Source organism: Cellulomonas dongxiuzhuiae (genome assembly GCF_018623035.1).
In the GTDB taxonomy this organism is placed as follows: domain Bacteria; phylum Actinomycetota; class Actinomycetes; order Actinomycetales; family Cellulomonadaceae; genus Cellulomonas; species Cellulomonas dongxiuzhuiae.
In genome coordinates, this window is sequence record NZ_CP076023.1 from 2190915 (window position 1) to 2209262 (window position 18348).

Annotated in this window: 13 protein-coding genes, 1 tRNA gene and 2 pseudogenes; 10 read left to right on the forward strand and 6 right to left on the reverse strand. The window is 70.5% G+C overall.

From position 1 onward, the window contains the following. Window positions 1-115: 115 nt before the first annotated feature. On the reverse strand, window positions 116-2863 hold the full coding sequence (gene polA, locus KKR89_RS09870; protein WP_208195193.1) for a DNA polymerase I: 2748 nt from the start codon (window positions 2861-2863) through the stop codon (window positions 116-118). Between polA and KKR89_RS09875 the strand changes: the two genes are divergently transcribed. Next, window positions 2862-3266: a hotdog fold thioesterase gene (locus KKR89_RS09875; RefSeq protein WP_208195194.1), complete on the forward strand. Its 405-nt coding sequence runs from the start codon at window positions 2862-2864 to the stop codon at window positions 3264-3266. The genes polA and KKR89_RS09875 overlap by 2 nt on opposite strands. On the opposite strand, the gene KKR89_RS09880 is transcribed toward KKR89_RS09875, so the two are convergent. Next, window positions 3182-3835, reverse strand: a complete 654-nt coding sequence (locus KKR89_RS09880) for a GNAT family N-acetyltransferase (RefSeq protein ID WP_251140844.1) — start codon at window positions 3833-3835, stop codon at window positions 3182-3184. The genes KKR89_RS09875 and KKR89_RS09880 overlap by 85 nt on opposite strands. Window positions 3836-4211: 376 nt before the next feature. Between KKR89_RS09880 and KKR89_RS09885 the strand changes: the two genes are divergently transcribed. From KKR89_RS09885 to KKR89_RS09900, 4 genes are read left to right on the forward strand one after another with little or no spacing between them, the layout of a single operon-like run. After that, complete coding sequence (locus KKR89_RS09885; protein WP_251140845.1) at window positions 4212-5609, forward strand: branched-chain amino acid ABC transporter permease; 1398 nt, start codon at window positions 4212-4214, stop codon at window positions 5607-5609. Between the two features lie 18 nt (window positions 5610-5627). Further along, a complete protein-coding gene (locus KKR89_RS09890; RefSeq protein WP_208195196.1) occupies window positions 5628-6614 on the forward strand; it encodes a branched-chain amino acid ABC transporter permease in 987 nt (328 codons plus the stop codon). Then, the gene (locus KKR89_RS09895; RefSeq protein ID WP_208195197.1) at window positions 6604-7557 is read left to right on the forward strand and encodes an ABC transporter ATP-binding protein; all 954 of its coding nucleotides are present in this window, start codon (window positions 6604-6606) and stop codon (window positions 7555-7557) included. The genes KKR89_RS09890 and KKR89_RS09895 overlap by 11 nt, the downstream gene beginning before the upstream one ends. Then, window positions 7554-8369, forward strand: a complete 816-nt coding sequence (locus tag KKR89_RS09900; RefSeq protein WP_208195198.1) for an ABC transporter ATP-binding protein — start codon at window positions 7554-7556, stop codon at window positions 8367-8369. Before KKR89_RS09895 ends, KKR89_RS09900 begins: the two co-directional genes overlap by 4 nt. A 124-nt stretch (window positions 8370-8493) precedes the next feature. Here KKR89_RS09900 and KKR89_RS09905 read toward each other — a convergent pair whose 3' ends face one another. Continuing rightward, window positions 8494-9780 carry an ABC transporter substrate-binding protein gene (locus KKR89_RS09905; RefSeq protein ID WP_208195199.1) on the reverse strand — a complete coding sequence of 429 codons (1287 nt, stop codon included), beginning with the start codon at window positions 9778-9780 and terminating at the stop codon, window positions 8494-8496. Window positions 9781-9984: 204 nt separating this feature from the next. After that, on the reverse strand, window positions 9985-10668 hold the full coding sequence (locus tag KKR89_RS09910) for an ANTAR domain-containing response regulator (protein WP_372438476.1): 684 nt from the start codon (window positions 10666-10668) through the stop codon (window positions 9985-9987). A gap of 157 nt (window positions 10669-10825) precedes the next feature. Between KKR89_RS09910 and KKR89_RS09915 the strand changes: the two genes are divergently transcribed. The 4 genes and pseudogenes from KKR89_RS09915 (at window position 10826) to KKR89_RS09930 (ending at window position 13902) form a co-directional block, all read left to right on the forward strand. Then, window positions 10826-10899 (forward strand) — tRNA-Leu (locus tag KKR89_RS09915). Between the two features lie 510 nt (window positions 10900-11409). Beyond that, window positions 11410-12616 (forward strand): annotated as a pseudogene (istA, locus tag KKR89_RS09920) (IS21 family transposase). Then, the gene (gene istB / locus KKR89_RS09925; RefSeq protein WP_208195201.1) at window positions 12616-13410 is read left to right on the forward strand and encodes an IS21-like element helper ATPase IstB; all 795 of its coding nucleotides are present in this window, start codon (window positions 12616-12618) and stop codon (window positions 13408-13410) included. The pseudogene istA and the gene istB overlap by 1 nt, the downstream one beginning before the upstream one ends. 246 nt (window positions 13411-13656) lie before the next feature. Further along, entirely contained in the window at window positions 13657-13902 is a 246-nt protein-coding gene (locus KKR89_RS09930) for a hypothetical protein (protein WP_208195202.1), read from the forward strand. On the opposite strand, the gene KKR89_RS09935 is transcribed toward KKR89_RS09930, so the two are convergent. Next, a complete protein-coding gene (locus KKR89_RS09935) occupies window positions 13899-14795 on the reverse strand; it encodes a hypothetical protein (RefSeq protein ID WP_208195203.1) in 897 nt (298 codons plus the stop codon). The genes KKR89_RS09930 and KKR89_RS09935 overlap by 4 nt on opposite strands. An 81-nt stretch (window positions 14796-14876) precedes the next feature. Here KKR89_RS09935 and KKR89_RS09940 point away from each other — a divergent pair. Further along, window positions 14877-16038: pseudogene (locus KKR89_RS09940) on the forward strand (IS3 family transposase). 245 nt (window positions 16039-16283) lie between these two features. Here KKR89_RS09940 and KKR89_RS09945 read toward each other — a convergent pair. Next, window positions 16284-18185 (reverse strand): patatin-like phospholipase family protein, encoded by a 1902-nt coding sequence (locus tag KKR89_RS09945; protein ID WP_208195204.1) that lies wholly within the window; start codon window positions 18183-18185, stop codon window positions 16284-16286. Window positions 18186-18348 lie beyond the last annotated feature (163 nt).

Consider the following 18348-nt stretch of genomic DNA (forward strand, 5'->3'; position numbering starts at 1 on the left):
CGTACGACACCCCGAAATATCCACACACCGGCGACGAAATCTTCGCTACGTGTCGGCTCCGACGACGGACGTCACACGATCTGGTGACATGCGTGCCCCGGAGGGCGGCCGGAGCTCAGTGGCCTGCGGCGTGCCAGCTCGCTCCCGCGCCCACCGAGACGTCGAGCGGGACGTCCAGCGCACCGCCCGGGACGCCGTCGCCGGCGCGGGCCATCTGCTCGCGGACGAGCGACTCGACCTCCTCGTGCTCACCCTCGGCCACCTCGAGCACAAGCTCGTCGTGGACCTGCAGGAGCATCCGCGAGCGCAGCCCGCGACGTGCGAGCTCCCGGTCGACGCCGAGCATCGCGACCTTGATCAGGTCCGCCGCGCTGCCCTGGATCGGCGCGTTGAGCGCCATCCGCTCCGCGGTCTCGCGCCGCTGCCGGTTGTCGCTCGTGAGGTCCGGCAGGTAGCGACGACGTCCGAGGATCGTGGCGGTGTACCCCGTGGCACGGGCCGCGTCCACGACGGTGGTCAGGTACTCGCGCACGCCGCCGAACCGCTCGAAGTAGTCGGCCATGAGCGCGGAGGCCTCCGAGACCTCGATCGAGAGCTGCTGCGACAGGCCGTACGACGACAGCCCGTACGCCAGCCCGTAGCTCATCGCCTTGATCTTCGATCGCATCGCGGGGGTGACCTGGTCGGTCGGCACGCCGAAGACACGGGAGCCCACGTAGCTGTGCAGGTCCTCCCCCGACCGGAACGCCTCGATGAGCCCCTCGTCCCCCGACAGGTGGGCCATGATCCGCATCTCGATCTGCGAGTAGTCCGCGGTGAGCAGCGTGGCGTACCCGGGACCGACGACGAACGCGCGACGGATCTGACGCCCGGCCTCCGTGCGGATGGGGATGTTCTGCAGGTTGGGGTCCGCGGACGACAGCCGCCCGGTCGCGGCGATCGTCTGCTGGAACGTCGTGTGGATGCGGCCGTCGTCGGCGACCGAGCGCAGGAGACCCTCGACGGTCTGCCGCAGGCGGATCGCGTCGCGGTGGGCGAGCAGGTGCTCGAGGAACGGGTGCCCGGTCCGCGCGAACAGGTCCGTCAGCGCGGCGGCGTCGGTCGTGTAGCCCGTCTTGATCCGCTTCGTCTTCGGCATGCCGAGCTGGTCGAACAGGACCTCCTGCAGCTGCTTGGGCGAACCGAGGTTCACCTCGCGCCCGATCACCGCGTACGCGTCGGCAGCAGCGCCCTGGACCTGGCCGTCGAAGTCGCGCTCCAGCGACGTGAGGTACTCGTGGTCGATCGCGATGCCGGTGCGCTCCATGCGCGCCAGGACGTCCTCGAGCGGCAGCTCGAGGTCCGTGAGGAGCGTCGTCGCACCGCGGTCCGCGACCTCGGCGCCGAGCACGTCCACCAGGTCCCGCACGGCAGCGGCGCGCACGGCCGCGCGTCGCCCCTCGTCGGCACCGTCGACCTCGAGGTCGAGTGCACCCTGTCCCTGCGACGAGCCGTCGTCGCTGCCCAGCTCCCTGTGCAGGTAGCCGATCGCGAGGTCGGGCAGGTCGTACGCGCGGCGGTCCGGCTGGCACAGGTACGCCGCGAGCTCGGTGTCGAAGCGCACGCCGCGCAGCTCCAGGCCGCGCCCGGCCAGCGCGTGCCACGCCTCCTTCGCCGCGTGCAGCGACTTGCCCCGCGCGGGATCGGCGAGCCAGGCCGCGAGCGCGGCGTCGTCGACGGGGTCGATCGCCGTCAGGTCGTAGGCGACGGCCTGGCCTGCGCCGTCGGCGATCGCGACGCCCCAGGCGTCGCCCCGTGCCGGCGCCCCCGAGCCGCGCACGTCGAGACCGAGGACCTCGTCCGCGCGGGCGTCGAGCCAGGCACCCAGCGCCCCGACGCCGGTCTCCACCAGGTCGAGCGAGGCCGCGGTCGCGACACGCTCGTCACGGGTCTCGTCGGGCAGCATCGCGAAGAGCCGGTCCCGCAGCGTGCGGAACTCCAGTCCGTCCAGCATCTCGTGGAGTGCGGCCCGGTCCCACGGCCGCACCGCGAGGTCCTCGGGGCCGACGGGCAGCTCCAGGTCGGCGAGCAGGTGGTTGAGCTCACGGTTGAGCGCGACCTGCGCCAGGTTCGCGCGCAGGGACTCGCCCGCCTTGCCGGTGATCCGCTCGGCGTTCTCGAGCACGCCCGTCAGCCCGCCGTACTGCAGGATCCACTTGGCGGCCGTCTTCGGGCCGACGCCGGGTACCCCGGGCAGGTTGTCGCTCGTCTCGCCGACGAGCGCCGCGAGGTCGGGGTAGCGCTCGGGCGGCAGGCCGTACTTGGCCTCGACGGCCTCCGGCGTCATGCGCGACATCTCCGAGACCCCGCGCACCGGGTACAGGACCGTGACGGTGGGCCCGACGAGCTGGAACGTGTCGCGGTCGCCGGAGCAGATGAGCACCTCCATGCCCTGGTCCCGGGCCTGCGCCGTCAGCGTCGCGAGGATGTCGTCGGCCTCGAACCCCGGCTTGTCGAGCACCTGGACGTGCATCGTGGCGAGCAGGTCCTTCACGATGTCGACCTGCCCGCGGAACGGCTCGGGCGTGGCGGCCCGGTTGCCCTTGTACGACTCGAGCCGCTCGGTGCGGAACGTGGTGCGCCCGGCGTCGAACGCGACCGCGACGTGGGTCGGCTCCTCGTCGCGCAGCAGGTTCGCCAGCATCGAGGTGAACCCGAACACGGCGTTGGTGGGCTGTCCCGTCGACGTCGCGAAGTTCTCGACCGGCAGCGCGTAGAACGCGCGGTAGGCCATCGAGTGGCCGTCGATGAGGAGCAGGCGCGGGGGCGTCGAGGTGCTGGTCGCTGGCTGGTCGGCACTCACGGGTGCCAACCTATCTGCCATGTCCGACATCCCCTTCGCCGTCCCGCCGACCGACGACACGCTCCTGCACCGCATGGGCATCGAGCTCACCCACGTCGACGCCGACGGCGCGACGGGCACGATGCCGGTGGCCGGCAACACCCAGCCGTACGGCCTGCTGCACGGTGGTGCGTCGGCCGTGCTGGCCGAGACCCTGGGGTCCCTGGCGGCCGTCGCCCACGCGGGACCGGGGCGTGCGGCCGTCGGCATCGAGCTCAACGCGACGCACCACCGGTCGGCCCGCACCGGCGTCGTCACCGGGACGGCGCGCGCCCTGCACCTCGGGCGTTCGCTGGCGACCTACGAGGTGGTCGTCGAGGACGACGAGGGGCGACGGTTGTGCACCGCCCGCCTGACCTGCATGCTCATCGACGCGGTCGCCTGACGCGCGAGCATCTCCTCGTCCAGCGCGCGGGCGCGTGCCCGACGGCGACGCTCGATGAGGTCCTCGAGCCCGCGCGTGCCGCCGCGTCGCGCGGGTGCGGGCACGTCGAGCGCGAGCCGGCGCAGCAGCGCGCCGGTGCTCACGACGCGGTGCGCGGCCGCGGGTGCGAAGCCCAGGCGTGCGAGGAACCGCTGCATGCCGCGCGACCCCGGCAGCGGGGCGGCGTACACGTCGGTGACGCCGGTCGTCTCCGCGAGCTCGGCGACGGCCTGCAGCATCGCGTGACCCAGACCGCGCCGTCGCTGCTGGGGCCGCACGTAGACCGCGTCGAGGCTGAGGACCACGGTGTCCGACATCAGGCCGGGCCCGAGGAGCCGACCCAGCACGAGCCCCGCGGGCTCACCGTCGCACGTGGCGACGAGCGTCAGCCCGTCGGGTGCCGCGGCGAGCACGGACAGGTGCTCGCGCAGCCGGTCACGGTCGTCGGAGCACAGCTGGCGCCCCACGCCCGACTCGGCACGCGCCTGCAGGCAGAGGTCGACGAGATCCTCGAGATCGACCGACGACACGGGTCGGACGTGGACACCTGGCCGCACTGCGGGCCTCCCGGGGACGAGGGTGGGACGTCGGCAGCACGGTCCCCCGGTCCGTGCGTCCTGCGTCGATGATGACGCAGACCCGGGCGTCTGCCTAGTGCGCACGCCGCCCCGGGCCGGTGAACCCGGACGAACCATCCCCACCGGTGCGCGCAGCAGGACGCAGTTCGCTACCGATCAGTAAGGAACCCTCGCGCAGACGTAATGAACAGGACACAATCCCTCCCTATCGTCTGCTGACCGTGGGCGAGTGCCCATCACCCGTGCGGCGACCTCGTGTGCCCGTGCCCGACCATCAGGACGGAGGTCTGACGTGCGACCAGTCGCGTGCCGGGACCGTTCCGTCGCCGTGCGACGAGGAGGAGCCGGCCTGCTGCTGGTCCTCCTCACCGCCCTGTCGACGCTCCTCGTCGGCGGGTCCGCGCGCGCGGCGACCACCCCCTGCAGCCCGGACGACGCCACCGCGTGCCTCAACGTGACGGTCACCGTCCCCGGCACCGGACCTGCTGCGGGCGTCGCCCTGAACGTCGAGGGCGCGGACGGAGCGGTCGACGTCGTGACCGACGCCGCCGGCAAGATCTCGGTGCCGCTGACCACGGCGGGCGACTACACCGTCACGGTGGACGAGACCACGCTCCCTGCGGGCACGGTCCTCAAGGACCCGGCCGCCAACCCCGTCGTCGTCGCCGTCGTGCTGGGCCGCTCCGCGGGGCGGATCGTGCAGGCCGTCCCCCCGGACCAGGCCGGCGCCGCTGCCGAGGAGACCGAGGAGGCGAGCCCGACCACGGGAGCCGACGCGGGCAGCGGTGCCGACACCGAGGCGGGAGCCGAGGCCGAGGCGAGCGCCGAGGCCTCGGCCGGCCCCGGCACCAACAGGTACGCCCAGCTCGTGCTCGCGGGCACGGTGTTCGGCGTGCTGCTCGCGCTCGCGGCGCTGGGCGCGAACCTCATCTACGGCACGACCGGCCTGTCGAACTTCGCGCACGGCGAGCTCGTCACGCTCGGCGGGATGACCGCGTTCATGGCGGTGCAGTGGTGGGACCTGCCGCTGTGGCTGGCGATCGTCGTCTCGACCGCCGCCGGCGGACTGATGGGGTGGCTGCTGAACCGGGTGGTCTTCGGGCCGCTGCGACGGCGCGGCGTGGGCATCACGCAGCAGATGATCGTGACGATCGGCCTCTCGCTCGCGATGCTGTCGGGCTTCCTGTTCGTCTTCGGCGCCCGGCCCGCGCCCATCGTGTCGGGCATCTCCCAGCGCATGCAGATCGGACCCGTCCAGATCTCCGGGCAGTCGCTCGTGTCGGTCGGCATCGCGCTCGTCGTCCTGGCGGTGGTCGCGTTCGTGCTCGCCCGGACCCGGCTCGGCCGCGCCACGCGCGCCGTGTCCGACAACCCGGCGCTCGCCGCCGCGACGGGCATCAAGGTCGAGTCCGTCATCAGCCGCGTGTGGATCGTGTCCGCCGCGCTCGCCTCGCTCGGCGGCGTGCTGCTGGCGCTGTACCTCAACACGACGCGGTTCAACTTCGGGTCCACCCTGCTGCTGCTGATGTTCGCGGCGATCACCCTCGGAGGGCTGGGGTCACCGCTCGGCGCCGTGCTCGGCGCGCTCGTCATCGGCCTCGTCGTCGAGCTCTCGACGCTCGTCCTGCCGAGCGACATGCGCTACGCGAGCGCGCTCGTGATCCTCATCCTCGTCCTGCTGCTCCGGCCGCAGGGCATCCTCGGGCGCGCCGAGCGCATCGGTTAGCGGGAGGTCGTCGCCGACATGGACTACGGACAGCTCTTCACGAACGTCCTCAACGAGATGCTGGGGCCGACCGCGATCGCGTACGCGCTCGCGGCGATCGGGCTCAACATCCACTTCGGGCTCACCGGCCTGATCAACATGGGCCAGGCCGGGTTCATGCTGCTGGGCGCCTACGGCTTCGCCGTCGCCACCGTCCAGGGCGCGCCGCTGTGGCTCGCGTTCCTGGTGGCGATCACCGCGGCCGTGATCTTCGCGCTGCTGCTCGGCCTGCCCACCCTCAAGCTCCGCGGCGACTACCTCGCCATCGTGACGATCGCGGCCGCCGAGATCGTCCGCATGGTCGGACGCTCGACGGCCCTCACCGACGTGACCGGCGGCTCCGAGGGGATCACGGGCAACGCGTTCAAGGGCACCTTCCAGGACGCGTCGCCGTTCCCCGACGACCGGTGGGCCCTCGGGCCGATCACGCTGTCGACCAACACCTCCAACTCGTGGTGGCTGCGGGTGGTCGGCTGGACCGTCGTGCTGCTCGCGTGCCTGCTCGTCTGGCGGCTGGTCCGCAGCCCGTGGGGCCGGGTCCTCAAGGGCATCCGCGAGGACGAGGACGCGGTCCGCGCGCTCGGCAAGAACGTCTACGGCTACAAGCTGCAAGCCCTCGTCCTCGGCGGTGTCTTCGGCGCCCTGGGCGGCATCGTGTTCGTCCTCGCCAGCTCCGTGCAGGCGGACTCGCTCGGCCGTCCCGTCACGTTCAACACCTGGACCATCCTGCTGCTCGGCGGCGCGGCCACCGTCTTCGGGCCCGTGCTCGGGGCTCTGCTGTTCTGGGGTGCGCTCGTCTTCGTGCGCGGCTTTCTGCGCGGGGTCGTGCCGCCCGACGTCCTGTCGGTGCAGCAGATCGAGCAGATCGGCTGGATCCTGGTCGGACTGACGCTGATGATGCTCATCATCTTCCGACCCCAGGGCATCCTGGGTGACAAGAAGGAGCTCGCGATCAATGCCCACTGAGGACGTCGTCGAGCAGGCCAGGGGACGCCTGGCACAGATCCCCCGCGTTCCCGGCGCAGCCAAGCCGGACGCGCTCCTCGTGGCCGACGGCGTGCGGCGCAGCTTCGGTGGCGTGAACGCCGTGGACGTCGAGCACGTCGAGGTGCAGCGGCACGTCATCACCGCGCTGATCGGCCCCAACGGCGCCGGCAAGACCACGTTCTTCAACCTCATGACGGGCTTCGACAAGCCCGACACGGGCAGCTGGGTCTTCGACGGCACACCGCTCGCGGGTGTCGCGGCGTCCCGCGTCGCCACGTCGGGCATGGTGCGCACGTTCCAGCTCACCAAGGCGCTCGCGCGCATGACCGTGCTGGACAACATGCGGCTCGGCGCCCGTGACCAGCCCGGCGAGGGGCTCTTCACCGCCCTGGTGAAGCCGCTGTGGGCCCGGCGCGAGCGGGAGATCACCGACAAGGCGCTGACGCTGCTCGAGCGCTTCCGTCTCGACGCCAAGAAGGACGACTTCGCCGGGTCCCTGTCGGGCGGTCAGCGCAAGCTGCTCGAGATGGCGCGTGCGCTCATGTCGGACCCGACGCTCGTCATGCTCGACGAGCCGATGGCCGGGGTGAACCCCGCGCTCACCCAGTCCCTCCTCGGTCACATCACCGACCTGCGGGACTCCGGCACGACCGTGCTCTTCGTCGAGCACGACATGCACATGGTCCGGCACATCTCGGACTGGGTCGTCGTCATGGCCCAGGGCAAGGTCGTCGCCGAGGGGCCGCCGTCGGAGGTCATGGCCGACCAGGCCGTCATCGACGCGTACCTCGGCGCCCACCACGACACCGACCTCGGTGACGACGACCTGCTGGACGAGGGCAGCATCATCGACGCCGAGGCGGAGGCCGAGGCCGAGGCCGAGCTGGCGCCGGCGACCAAGGCTGAGGAGAAGGCCCCGTGACCGAGACGACCGCACCCGCGCTGCACCGCGGCGCACCGCAGGGCGAGCCGCTGCTGCACGCCGACTCCCTCGTCGCGGGCTACGTGCCCGGCGTCAACATCCTCAACGAGTGCTCGCTCGTCCTGCACCCCGGCGAGCTCGTCGGGATCATCGGGCCGAACGGTGCGGGCAAGTCGACGCTGCTCAAGGCGCTCTTCGGGCTCGTCGCGATCCGCGAGGGATCCCTGACGATGCAGGGCGAGTCGATCACGAACCTGCGGGCGGACGTGCTCGTGCAGCGCGGCGTCGGCTTCGTCCCGCAGACGAACAACGTCTTCCCGAGCCTGACGATCGAGGAGAACCTGCAGATGGGCGTCTACCAGACGCCCCACAAGTTCGCCGACCGGCTCGAGGTCGTCCTCGCGCTCTTCCCCGAGCTGACGCACCGCCGCAAGCAGCGGGCGGGCGCCCTGTCGGGTGGTGAGCGTCAGATGGTGGCCATGGCACGGGCCCTGATGCCCGAGCCGTCCGTGCTGCTGCTCGACGAGCCGTCGGCGGGCCTGTCCCCCGTGCGCCAGGACGAGGCCTTCCTGCGCACGCGCCGCATCAACAAGGCCGGGGTCTCGGTCATCATCGTGGAGCAGAACGCGCGACGAGCGCTGCAGATCTGCGACCGCGCCTACGTCCTGGACCAGGGGCGCAACGCCTACTCGGGGCCGGGCCGCGAGCTCATGCACGACCCGAAGGTCATCGAGCTGTACCTCGGCACGCTCGCGACCGACGTGGACGCCGCCCGCGCGGCGGAGAAGGACGCGGGCCCCGGCGCGGCCTGACGCCGGCACGCGACACCTGCCGACCTCGGACGGCACGAACGCCACGCGCGGCACCACCCCCGCGCACACGACGACCCCCGGAGCCAGGCTCCGGGGGTCGTCGTCCGTGCGTCAGGTCAGCAGGTCAGCCCTGCGGGACCTCGCCCTCCTCGGAGCGGCTGAAGGTGTACGTGTTCTCGGGGCCGAACTGGTAGATCCCGATGAACGCCGACGACGGGTCGTTGGCCTCGTTGAACGGGCCGACGCCGGAGACCGCCTGGTACGCGATGTCCTCCCCGTCCTCGAGGAGCGCCTTGCACTCCTCCCAGCCGGTGCACTCCGTGCCACCGTCCGCACCGGAGACCGCCGCCATGTTGGCCTGGATGGTCTCGCCGTCCGACGCACCGCCCTTGAGAGCGGCGAGCGCCACGAGCATGACCGCGTCGTAGGACTCGGGGCCGTAGGAGTAGTCCTTCAGCTCCGGGTCGATCTCGAGCATGCGGCCCTGGAACTCCTCCGACGGGTACGCGCCGGGCAGCGTGCCCTGCGCGTCGGCGAGCGTGCCGGCCGGGAAGCCGATGTCGCCCTCGACCCCGAAGTTCTGCAGGTTGCCGTCCACGAAGTACGTCTTGCTCATGTCCCAGCCCTGCGACACCAGCTCGCGCACGATCGACGGCGTCTGGTTGGTGAACGACAGGATCGCGATGGCGTCCGGGGACGAGGCGATGGCGTCCGCGACGATGGTGGCGAAGTTCGTCTCCGTGGGGTCGAACTCCTGGCCCGACGTGCCGTAGACGACCGTGCCGCCGGCCTCGTCGACGACACCCTCGACGACGTCGCGCAGCGACGTGCCGTAGGAGTCGTTGAAGACGAGGATGCCGACGTTGCTCGCGCCGTCGCTCACGATCAGGTTGCCCAGCACGTCGCCCTGCACGGTGTCCGGCGGCGCGGTGCGGAAGTAGAAGTCGGAGTAGCCGGACAGGTCCGTCGCCGTGTTGGCCGGGGAGACCTGCACGATGCCCGCACCGGTGATGTCGTCGACGATGTTCTTGGTCACCGACGACGACGCGGCACCGATGACGGCTGACACGCCCGAGGAGATCAGCTGCTGCGCCGATGCGGTCGCGACCGACGCGTTCTCGGCGTCCGAGGAGTCGGTGTGCTCGACCTCGACATCGGAGCCGAACAGACCGCCCGCGTCGTTGATCTCCTTGACCGCGAGGTCGACGCCGGCGATCTCCGGCGGGCCGAGCTGAGCGAGCGAACCGGTGACGGGGAGGACCGTCCCGATGCGCAGCGGCTCGCCACTGGCCCCACCGGTCGTCTCCTCACCGGTGGCGGCGTCGTCGGAAGCGCTGCTGCAGGCGGTGAGCGCCAGCGCGACCGCTCCGGCGACCGCCAGTGCGCGTCCTGCACGTGTCGAACGAATCATGCGTGTGGTACCCCTCTGTGAGCCCTGCACGACCGCAACCCGGGGGCGGGCAACGACGATGTGGCGCGAACGTACTCATGGTTTGTGTCCGCCATGTGAATGGCAATGTCTCGCACCCATGTCGTTGTGCAGTTGTGACCAACGACGCAGCGAGCCCGCACCGACGGTGGCGTCGGTACGGGCTCGGTGTGTGCTACGCAGGCGTCAGGAGGACGCGCCGCCCACCTGCTCGATGACGGCGTCGGCGACCTCGCGCATCGTCAGGCGACGGTCCATCGACGTCTTCTGGATCCAGCGGAACGACTCGGGCTCCGACAGGCCCATCTTCGTCATCAGCAGCCCCTTCGCGCGGTCGACGCGCTTGCGGGTCTCGAAGCGCTCGGCGAGGTCCGCGACCTCCGACTCCAGCGCGGTGATCTGCGCGTAGCGGGAGATGGCGATCTCGACGGCGGGCAGCAGGTCGGCGGGGCTGAACGGCTTGACGACGTACGCCATGGCGCCGGCGTCGCGCGCACGCTCCACGAGCTCGGTCTGCGAGAACGCCGTCAGCAGCACGACCGGTGCGAGGTGCGCCTTGCCGATGCGCTCGGCCGCCGAGATGCCGTCGAGGACGGGCATCTTGACGTCCATCACCACGACGTCCGGCCGCAGCTCGGTGGCCAGCTCGACCGCGCGCTCGCCGTCGCCCGCCTCACCCACGACCTCGAACCCGGCCTCGGTGAGCGTCTCGACGACGTCCATGCGGATGAGCGCCTCGTCCTCGGCGACGACCGCCCGGCGCGCCGGCCTGCCGGCAGACGGCGTGCCCGCACCCCGTGCGGGCTCGGCGGACAGGTTCACGGCCTGCGGCGCGTCCTGCGTGGGCTCGGTGCTGTCGTCCTTGGTCACGTGCACAGAGTAGTGCGCCGAGGGCACGTGGTGGCGCGATGAGCCTCGTGGTCGCCGTCACGTGGCGTCGCGGGGCGCGGTCGGCCCTCCGTCATGGCCGCGCAGACGCTCCACGTGACGACGTCGCCGCGCCACCTCGCACTAGGCTGGGCCCGTTGCCCCGATAGCCCAACCGGCAGAGGCGTTCGGCTCAAACCCGATCCAGTGTGGGTTCGAATCCCACTCGGGGCACCTATCTGAACTGCATGAACGCGATGGCGTGTCATATGCGTGTCATAAGAGGTCGCTCGCTGGTTCACGCCGATGAGGGCATCCGGGTTCGGCACGACGCTCAAGAGGGCCCGTCGGGACGCCGATGGCGCGAGCATGTCCAGTGAGTGGCGTCGACCCGAACGCTCGCTCGAGAGCCTCCTCGGCGCGCCCGACTCGACGCCACGACGTGGTCGCGGCGGCCGGGTACGCAGCGTGCGGCGGCGCCAGCGAGTCGCTGGAACACGACGGTGCCAATCCCCGCCGCCGCCGCGTCCCGCGGGCCCCACGATCCGATTCGCCATGTCTCAACTTGGCACCACGCCAATCGCCAGTACCGCCTTGCCTCGTCCTCGATCTCCTCAGGAGCGGGCGCCGGGTGCTCCCGAAACAAGCTCTGCGCGTGGCAACCGGTCGATTGTCGTCGACGCCTGAAGACTGATCAGGGATCGACGGCTGAAATCTGACCACCTTGCCGCGATCCTGCGGAGGGTGATCGGTTTGGAGGACTGGGCAGAGGTCCGTCGGCTGCGTCGCGTCGAGGGCATGGCGATCTCGGCGATTGCGCGCCGGCTCGGGATCGCGCGGAACACGGTCTGGAAGGCGCTGGCCTCTGATCGGCCGCCGAAGTACGAGCGGCCGGCGCGCGGGTCGTTGGTCGATCCTGTCGAGGGGCAGGTCCGTGTGCTGCTCGCGGGCTGTCCCACGATGCCGACGACGGTGATCGCGCAGCGGATCGGCTGGGAGCACTCGCTGACCGTGCTCAAGGACCGGGTGCGGGTGCTGCGCCCGTACTGCCTGCCCGTGGACCCGGCCACGCGCACCAGCTATGACCCGGGCGCGCGGGTGCAGTGCGACCTGTGGTTCCCGCCGGTCGAGGTGCCGCTCGCGGCGGGGCAGGTCGGCTCACCACCTGTGCTGGTGATGGTCGCGGGCTACTCGCGCATGGCCTTCGCGACGATGCTGCCCTCCCGGCAGGCGCCGGACCTGATCGCTGGTCACTGGCTGCTGTTGCAGCGCATGGGCGCGGTCCCCAAGGAGCTGGTCTGGGACAACGAGGCCGCGGTCGGGTCCTGGCGGGCCGGAAAGCCGAAGCTGACCGACGACTTCGAGGCGTTCCACGGGATCCGCGGGTCGGGTCCATCAGTGTCGGCCGCGCGACCCGGAGGCCAAGGGTCTGGTGGAACGAGCGAACGGCTACCTGGAGACCTCGTTCCTGCCCGGATGCACCTTCACCGGCCCGGGTGACTTCAACACCCAGCTGGTCAACTGGCTGGGGCTGGCCAACGCGCGCAAGCATCGGGCGCTCGGCTTCCGGCCGGAGCAGCGGTGGGAGGTGGACCGGGCGGCGATGCTCGCCCTGCCACCGGTGACCCCGCAGCTCGGCTGGCGCACCCGGGTGACGTTGCCGCGGGATCACTACGTCCGCCTGGGCTCGAACGACTACTCGGTCGGCCGGTTCGTCGAGGTCGTCGCCGACCTCGAGCAGGTCAGCGTCCAGATGGGGAACCGGGTTGTTGCGACCCATCCGCGCTGCTGGGCGCGCTGGCAGACCATCACCGACCCGGCCGACCGCGACGCTGCGCTGGCGATGGCCCAGGTCGCAGCCCACCGCCCGGCCGCTGCGCCCGCCGACGAGGTCGAGCAACGTGATCTGAGCGCCTATGACGCGGCGTTCGACCTGACGGACGTGGCCTGATGACCCCCGCGGCCAAGACCAACACCCGCGACGTCAGCGCCGAGCTCGCGTTCTTGACCCGCGCGTTGAAGGCCCCGACCCCGCGTGAGGCCGTCGACCGGCTCGCCGAACGCGCCCGGGCCGAGTCCTGGATCCACGAAGAGTTCCTCGCCGCCTGCCTGCAACGCGAGGTCGCCGCCCTCGAAGCCCACGGCGGCGAAGGGCGCATCCGCGCCGCTCGGTTCCCCGGACGCAAGTCGTTGGAGGACTTCGACTACGAGCAACCACGCGGGCTGCCCCGCGACCAGATCGCCCACCTGGGCACCCTGGACTTCGTCGCAGCCCGAGAGAACGTCGTGTTCCTCGGACCGCCCGGCACCGGCAAGACCCACCTCGCGACCGGGATCGCGATCCGGGCCCGCCAGGCCGGGCACCGGGTCCTGTTCGCGACCGCGTCCGAATGGGTCAACCGGCTCGCGACCGCCCACCACGACGGACGCCTGCAGGACGAGCTGCGCCGCCTGGGTCGCTACCCGCTGCTGTCCATCGACGAGGTCGGCTACATCCCCTTCGAGCCCGAAGCCGCGAACCTGTTCCTCCAGCTCGTCTCCGCCCGCTACGGACGCGCCTCGCTGATCGTCACGAGCAACAAGCCGTTCAGCCGCTGGGGCGAGGTCTTCGGCGACGACACCGTCGCCGCCGCGATGATCGACCGCCTCGTCCACCACGCCGACGTCATCGCACTCAAAGGCGACTCCTACCGGCTCAAGAACCGCGACCTCGGCCGCCCACCCGCGGCCAGCACGACCGACTGAGCAACCGGGCAAGGTGGTCAGATTTCAGCCGTCGATCCCTGATCAACTTTCAGCCGTCGTTGACATCGATCCGAACTTCGCGGCCAAGCCGACCTCCAGCCGCGCGCGTCGTGCTGCCCACCGCACGCGACGCCTTGGAACACGCCGGGTGGAGTTCAACGGATGCGGCACGGATCGTCGCGGCAGTCGCCAGGATGAGGGTGACATCTCGCGACAGCCGCATACGGACACCCCGGGCGGCGGTCCATGGCTGCCGACCTCGGCATCCCGCCATGGCAGGCTCGCCGACTCACAATCGCGCTACGCGGCACCGACGACTGGCCCGGGGTTCTGGCGCGCATCACCGCCGAAGGCCCCGACGTCGTCGGATCCCCCGTCGTCCGCGCCGCGCTGACCGCCACCCGCAGGCACTGCGACCGCTCCCCCATCTTTGCCGCTCGCCGCGCCGAGCAGGCACCCGCTGATGTCGGCCCGCAGCACCATGCCGGCTAGAAGGTGTCCACAATCTCGCGATGCCGAACTCGCGTGTTCCACACTTTCTGGCCCACCCAGCTTCTCGTGGCCGCTGTCAGCGGAGCGTCAGAGTTGGTGCTCGAGCCAGACGAGGCCCAGCCCTTGTGTGGGGTACCACGGACGGTAGGCCCGCCGGTCGGCAGCGTGGACTTCACTTGTGTCGAGAGCAACCGGGACACGTTCGCAGTCAGCTTGATACCTGCCGCGATCCCGTTGAGCCGAGGTGTCAGATCGAGGCCCACCGTGGCCGAGAGCGCCGCCAGCGCGGAGTCCTCGCGCTGCTCTGACGGGCCGTGCAGCAGGTCGGCCACGTCGCCGGGCCGCTCCACGAACTCACGGGCCGCCTCCACCGGACCGCCGATGCTCTCCCAACGGACCTCCATGTGCACAGGAGCGCCCTCCTTCTGGACTTGGGCCCGTACGGTCTGCACGTGGTGGGTGCCGTGGAAGGTGAAGCCCCACTCGGAGACACGCACAGGTAGGTGAACGACCACTTGTGTGTACTGACCGGTGCCCGCGGTGCGCGTGATGCTCTGCGTGATGCCGTCGGTGGCATCACGCCCGAGGCCTGCACCCAGGACAGTGACGCTCAGCCCATGGCTGTCCTTGGTGGCCTCGGTGCTCGTCCACGAGATGCCGGCGCCGGGTACGTCCGGCGCGCCGATGAGCAACGTGGGCACGGCGACCTGCACCCAGACCGGGTCACCTATCTCGATCTGGTCCTGGGTTTGATTCGCCCACCACAGCGCGAGTGCGCTGGCTTGCCGTCGGGAGTTGTGTGCCGCGATGAGCTGCTCTTCCTCGGTCCCGCCTCCGCTTCGTCGCTGAGGGGGTCGGCTGGCGAGGGCTTCGTTGAGGTCGACCCAGGGCACTGCCCGGATGACGTCGGGGACTGCTGCAGGGCTGGTTGACACTCCATCTGTGGGACGAGGTCCCGCTGGAAGGATGTCGCTGTGCCCAAGAAGTTCCCGCCCGAGTTCAAGCGTGACGTCGTGCGGTCGCCCGCCGTGGCGATCTGAACCACGCCGAGGTCGCTGGCGACTTCGACATCTCGATCGAGTCCGTCCGGCGGTGGGTGCGCCAGGCCGACATCGACGACGGCGTCGTCGATGGCCAGACGTCCAGTGAGCAGAACGAGCTGGTCCAGCTGCGCCGGGAGAAGCGCCGGTTGGAGCAGGAGAACGAGATCCTGCGCCGCGCTGCGGCCTACTTCGCCGCCGGCTCGCTCCCAAAATGAGCTACCCGCTGGTCCGTGACCTGGCCGCCGAGGGCATCCCGGTGCGGTTGACCTGCGGGGTGCTCGGCCACTCCAGGCAGGCGTACTACGCCTGGCTCGCGCAGCCCGTCAGCGCCCGAGAGCTGCAGGACGCCTACCTGACCAACGCGCTGATCGACGCCCACGGCGACGACCCGGAGTTTGGCTACCGGTTCCTGACCGACGAGCTCGAGCGCGCCGGGCACGACGTCGGCGAACGGCGCGTCTGGAGGCTGTGCTCACAGCAGCGCCTGTGGTCCACCACGGTCCGCAAGGGCCGCCGCGGCGCCGGCAAGTCCCCGGGGCCGGCGGTCCACGACGACCACGTCCAGCGCAACTTCGCTGCCGCCGAGCCAGACCAGATCTGGGTCACCGACATCACCGAGCACCCCACCGGTGAGGGCAAGCTCTACTGCTGCGCGATCAAGGACCTGTTCAGCAACCGGATCGTCGGCTACGCGATCGACGAGCGGATGACCGCCCAGCTCGCCGTCACCGCGCTGCGCACCGCCGTCGCCAGACGCGCCCCGACCGGTGTCGTGGTGGTGCATTCGGATCGAGGATCCCAGTTCCGAGCACGGACCTTCCGGGCTGTCCTTGCCGCTGCAGGCCTGCAGGGATCGATGGGACGCGTCGCCTCAGCGGGCGACAACGCGGCCATGGAGTCCTGGAACGCGCTGCTGCAGAAGAATGTCCTGAACCGTCGGCGCTGGGCCACCCGCGACGACCTGCACGACGCGATCGTCTTCTGGATCGAGCGGACCTACAACCGTCGTCGCCGCCAGCGCGCCCTCGGCAAGCTCACCCCCGTCGAGTTCGAGCTCGCCTTCACCGCCCAGAACGCCGCCCTTGCGGCATGATCGCCACTCACCCGGTGTCAACCGACCCTGCAGCAGTCCCTCGTCCGCTTCGTTGATTGCTTCGTAGGGCAGGCCGAACTGTGTGAGCTGCCGCAGCTGGGCCAGGGTCTCGGTGACGGGACGTGTCGTTTCGTCGGTGATGGTCTGCTGCGACGCCCACGGGAGGTCGTGTCGTTCCAGAGTTTCGGGATGCTCCATTGCGATGTCCCTGCACCTCGTTGTGCCCGGCTGGTGGGGTTCTGCGTTCAGATCGGTGGGATGCGTCGAAGCGATCCGGCGCGGCTCGGCGCGCTGGCCAGCTTCGTGGCTGCCTTGGGCCCCGCGTCGGCAACGGCTTGCGCGGCGCGGTCGAGTGCCGCGCTCAGAACATCGGCGAGGTCCTGTGTCGCCGCATCGTCGATGGCGTAGCTCGTGGCTTGCTTCGTGGGCCTGGCTTGGCGTCCGCGGGCGTACGCGTTGAGCCAGTCCGGCAGCGTGGCAAGCAGAGCGCGCAAGCGGACCCGGTAGTGGTTCTCCCAGGCGTTCGCTCCCTTGAGGTCGACCACGGGCTTGGTGAACCGTTCGGCCATGATCGCGGCGGCGACCTTTCCCCGTTCGGCGAGGCGGTCGATGAGCCTGTTCGGCATCCTGAGGTTCATGCCACCTTCGGCTTTGCTCTGCAGGATGCGCACGATGCGGTCGCGGTAGCCGGGCGCTGTCACGTAGGAGCTGTCCTGCCAGTTCCGTGCCGTATTGAACGCTCCGCTGGCGAACGCGCCGACTGCGGCGAATCCTCGTTCTGGCATCTTCGCGTTCGTCGCCCGCATGCCGTCGTAGTTGTCGTCGGCGTACACGATGTTGCCCCTTTGCTCCAGGGCGGGCTCGTCCTGGCGGGGCGGCAGGTTGCCGAGGTTGATGGCTAGCGTCGGGCGGGCGGGCAGCGGGGAGTCAAACAGGTAGATCGGGAAGTTGCTGCACAGCCCGCCGTCGGAGAACCACAGCTTGACGAACTCCAGCCCACGCTCAGGGGCGTCGGTGCGAGCCTTGCGTGCGGCCCGGAACGCTTCTCGAGCGGCGCAGGACGCCTCGGAGCTCCACTCGATCGTCCACAGCGGGATGGCCGATATGAGCAACGGAAAGCTCAAGGACAGGCGTGTGGCGACGATGACCGGCAGGTGCTTGGCGGCCGGAAGCCGGCGCAGCTTCGGGTTGTGGTTCAGGGCCACCTGCTCTTCCCATTGCCATTGCGGGATGTCGATGTCGTCGCCGGGGTCATCGAGGTCGAGCTGAGTGGGTGTGGCTCCGTACTTCTCTAGTGCGGCCATCACGTGCGGCGGGAAGAGCGTTGCCCACACCTCGGGGTCGTAGAAGAACGTCCGTGCGTCCCACGGCATCTCGTACGGCCGCGCTTGGCTCAGGCAGGTGCTGATCATCCGCAGGTCGACTTTGCGGTCGGCCGCGGGACACCACGTGCTGACGGTCTGCCCTGTCCACAGGTTGCCGAAGGTGAGGGGTTCGCCGCCGGGCGGTATGCCGGCGAGCGTCTCGATCTTCTCCGCGAGCCAGTCCGTGAGTCCGGGCTCGCCGTCAACGCCCAGTCCCCGGCAGATGCCGAACAAGTTCTCCGGGACCGCCTGCGTCAGCAGACCGATGGCGCGTACGCCTACGGCGGCAGCCCATCCGATCGCGGCCAGGAGCAGCCCAGCGCCGATGAGCAGCCAGCCTGTCAGCCCGAGGTTCAGGGTGCCCACGACGACCAGAGCCAATCCGGGGGCCAGCCCGAGCAAGGTCGCGACAGGGAATGCCCGCACGACGGACCAGAGAAGGCGCGGGACGCGACTGGACTTGCGTGCGGACGGTGCACTACTGGGATCTGGGGGGTCCGTCACGGGCGGTGGCGTGGTCGCGGTGAGCATGAGGTCGAGCAGGGGACGGGTGCGCGGCTGGGCTTGGAACATCCGCGCGAGTCCGCCGTCCTTGAGCTCGTCCGGGAGGCGGTCCAGGTGGACGAACCCGTCGGACTTGCGGCCGAACTCGGCGGCAGCTCCCAGGGCCGCTCCGATCGCGCCGGCGGACGCACCACCCAGTCCCCGGAATCGGTAGGTCGCTGCCAGCTCGGCGAGCGCTCGCGGGTAGATGACCCCGGAGGCGATCCCGCCCTTCATCACGACGTCACAATCGAGCTTTGGGCCGGCGTAGCGGTCTGCTTGCGCTGCTGCGGCGTGAACTGGTCCTGCCGTCACCTGGCCACCCCCTGATGGCTGCGGAAAGCGACCCCGTCTGCATCGACGGATCCCGCAGCCGAGCGCCTCGGCCCGCGTCCTCCACAGT

What these genes read in the sequence shown, in the direction of transcription:
- KKR89_RS09875 (WP_208195194.1), top strand. Translation starts at nt 2,862, where the DNA reads ATGTCCGACATCCCCTTCGCCGTCCCGCCGACCGACGACACGCTCCTG.
- polA (WP_208195193.1), bottom strand. Translation starts at nt 2,863, where the DNA reads ATGGCAGATAGGTTGGCACCCGTGAGTGCCGACCAGCCAGCGACCAGC.
- KKR89_RS09890 (WP_208195196.1), top strand. Translation starts at nt 5,628, where the DNA reads ATGGACTACGGACAGCTCTTCACGAACGTCCTCAACGAGATGCTGGGG.
- KKR89_RS09895 (WP_208195197.1), top strand. Translation starts at nt 6,604, where the DNA reads ATGCCCACTGAGGACGTCGTCGAGCAGGCCAGGGGACGCCTGGCACAG.
- KKR89_RS09905 (WP_208195199.1), bottom strand. Translation starts at nt 9,780, where the DNA reads ATGATTCGTTCGACACGTGCAGGACGCGCACTGGCGGTCGCCGGAGCG.
- istB (WP_208195201.1), top strand. Translation starts at nt 12,616, where the DNA reads ATGACCCCCGCGGCCAAGACCAACACCCGCGACGTCAGCGCCGAGCTC.
- KKR89_RS09930 (WP_208195202.1), top strand. Translation starts at nt 13,657, where the DNA reads ATGGCTGCCGACCTCGGCATCCCGCCATGGCAGGCTCGCCGACTCACA.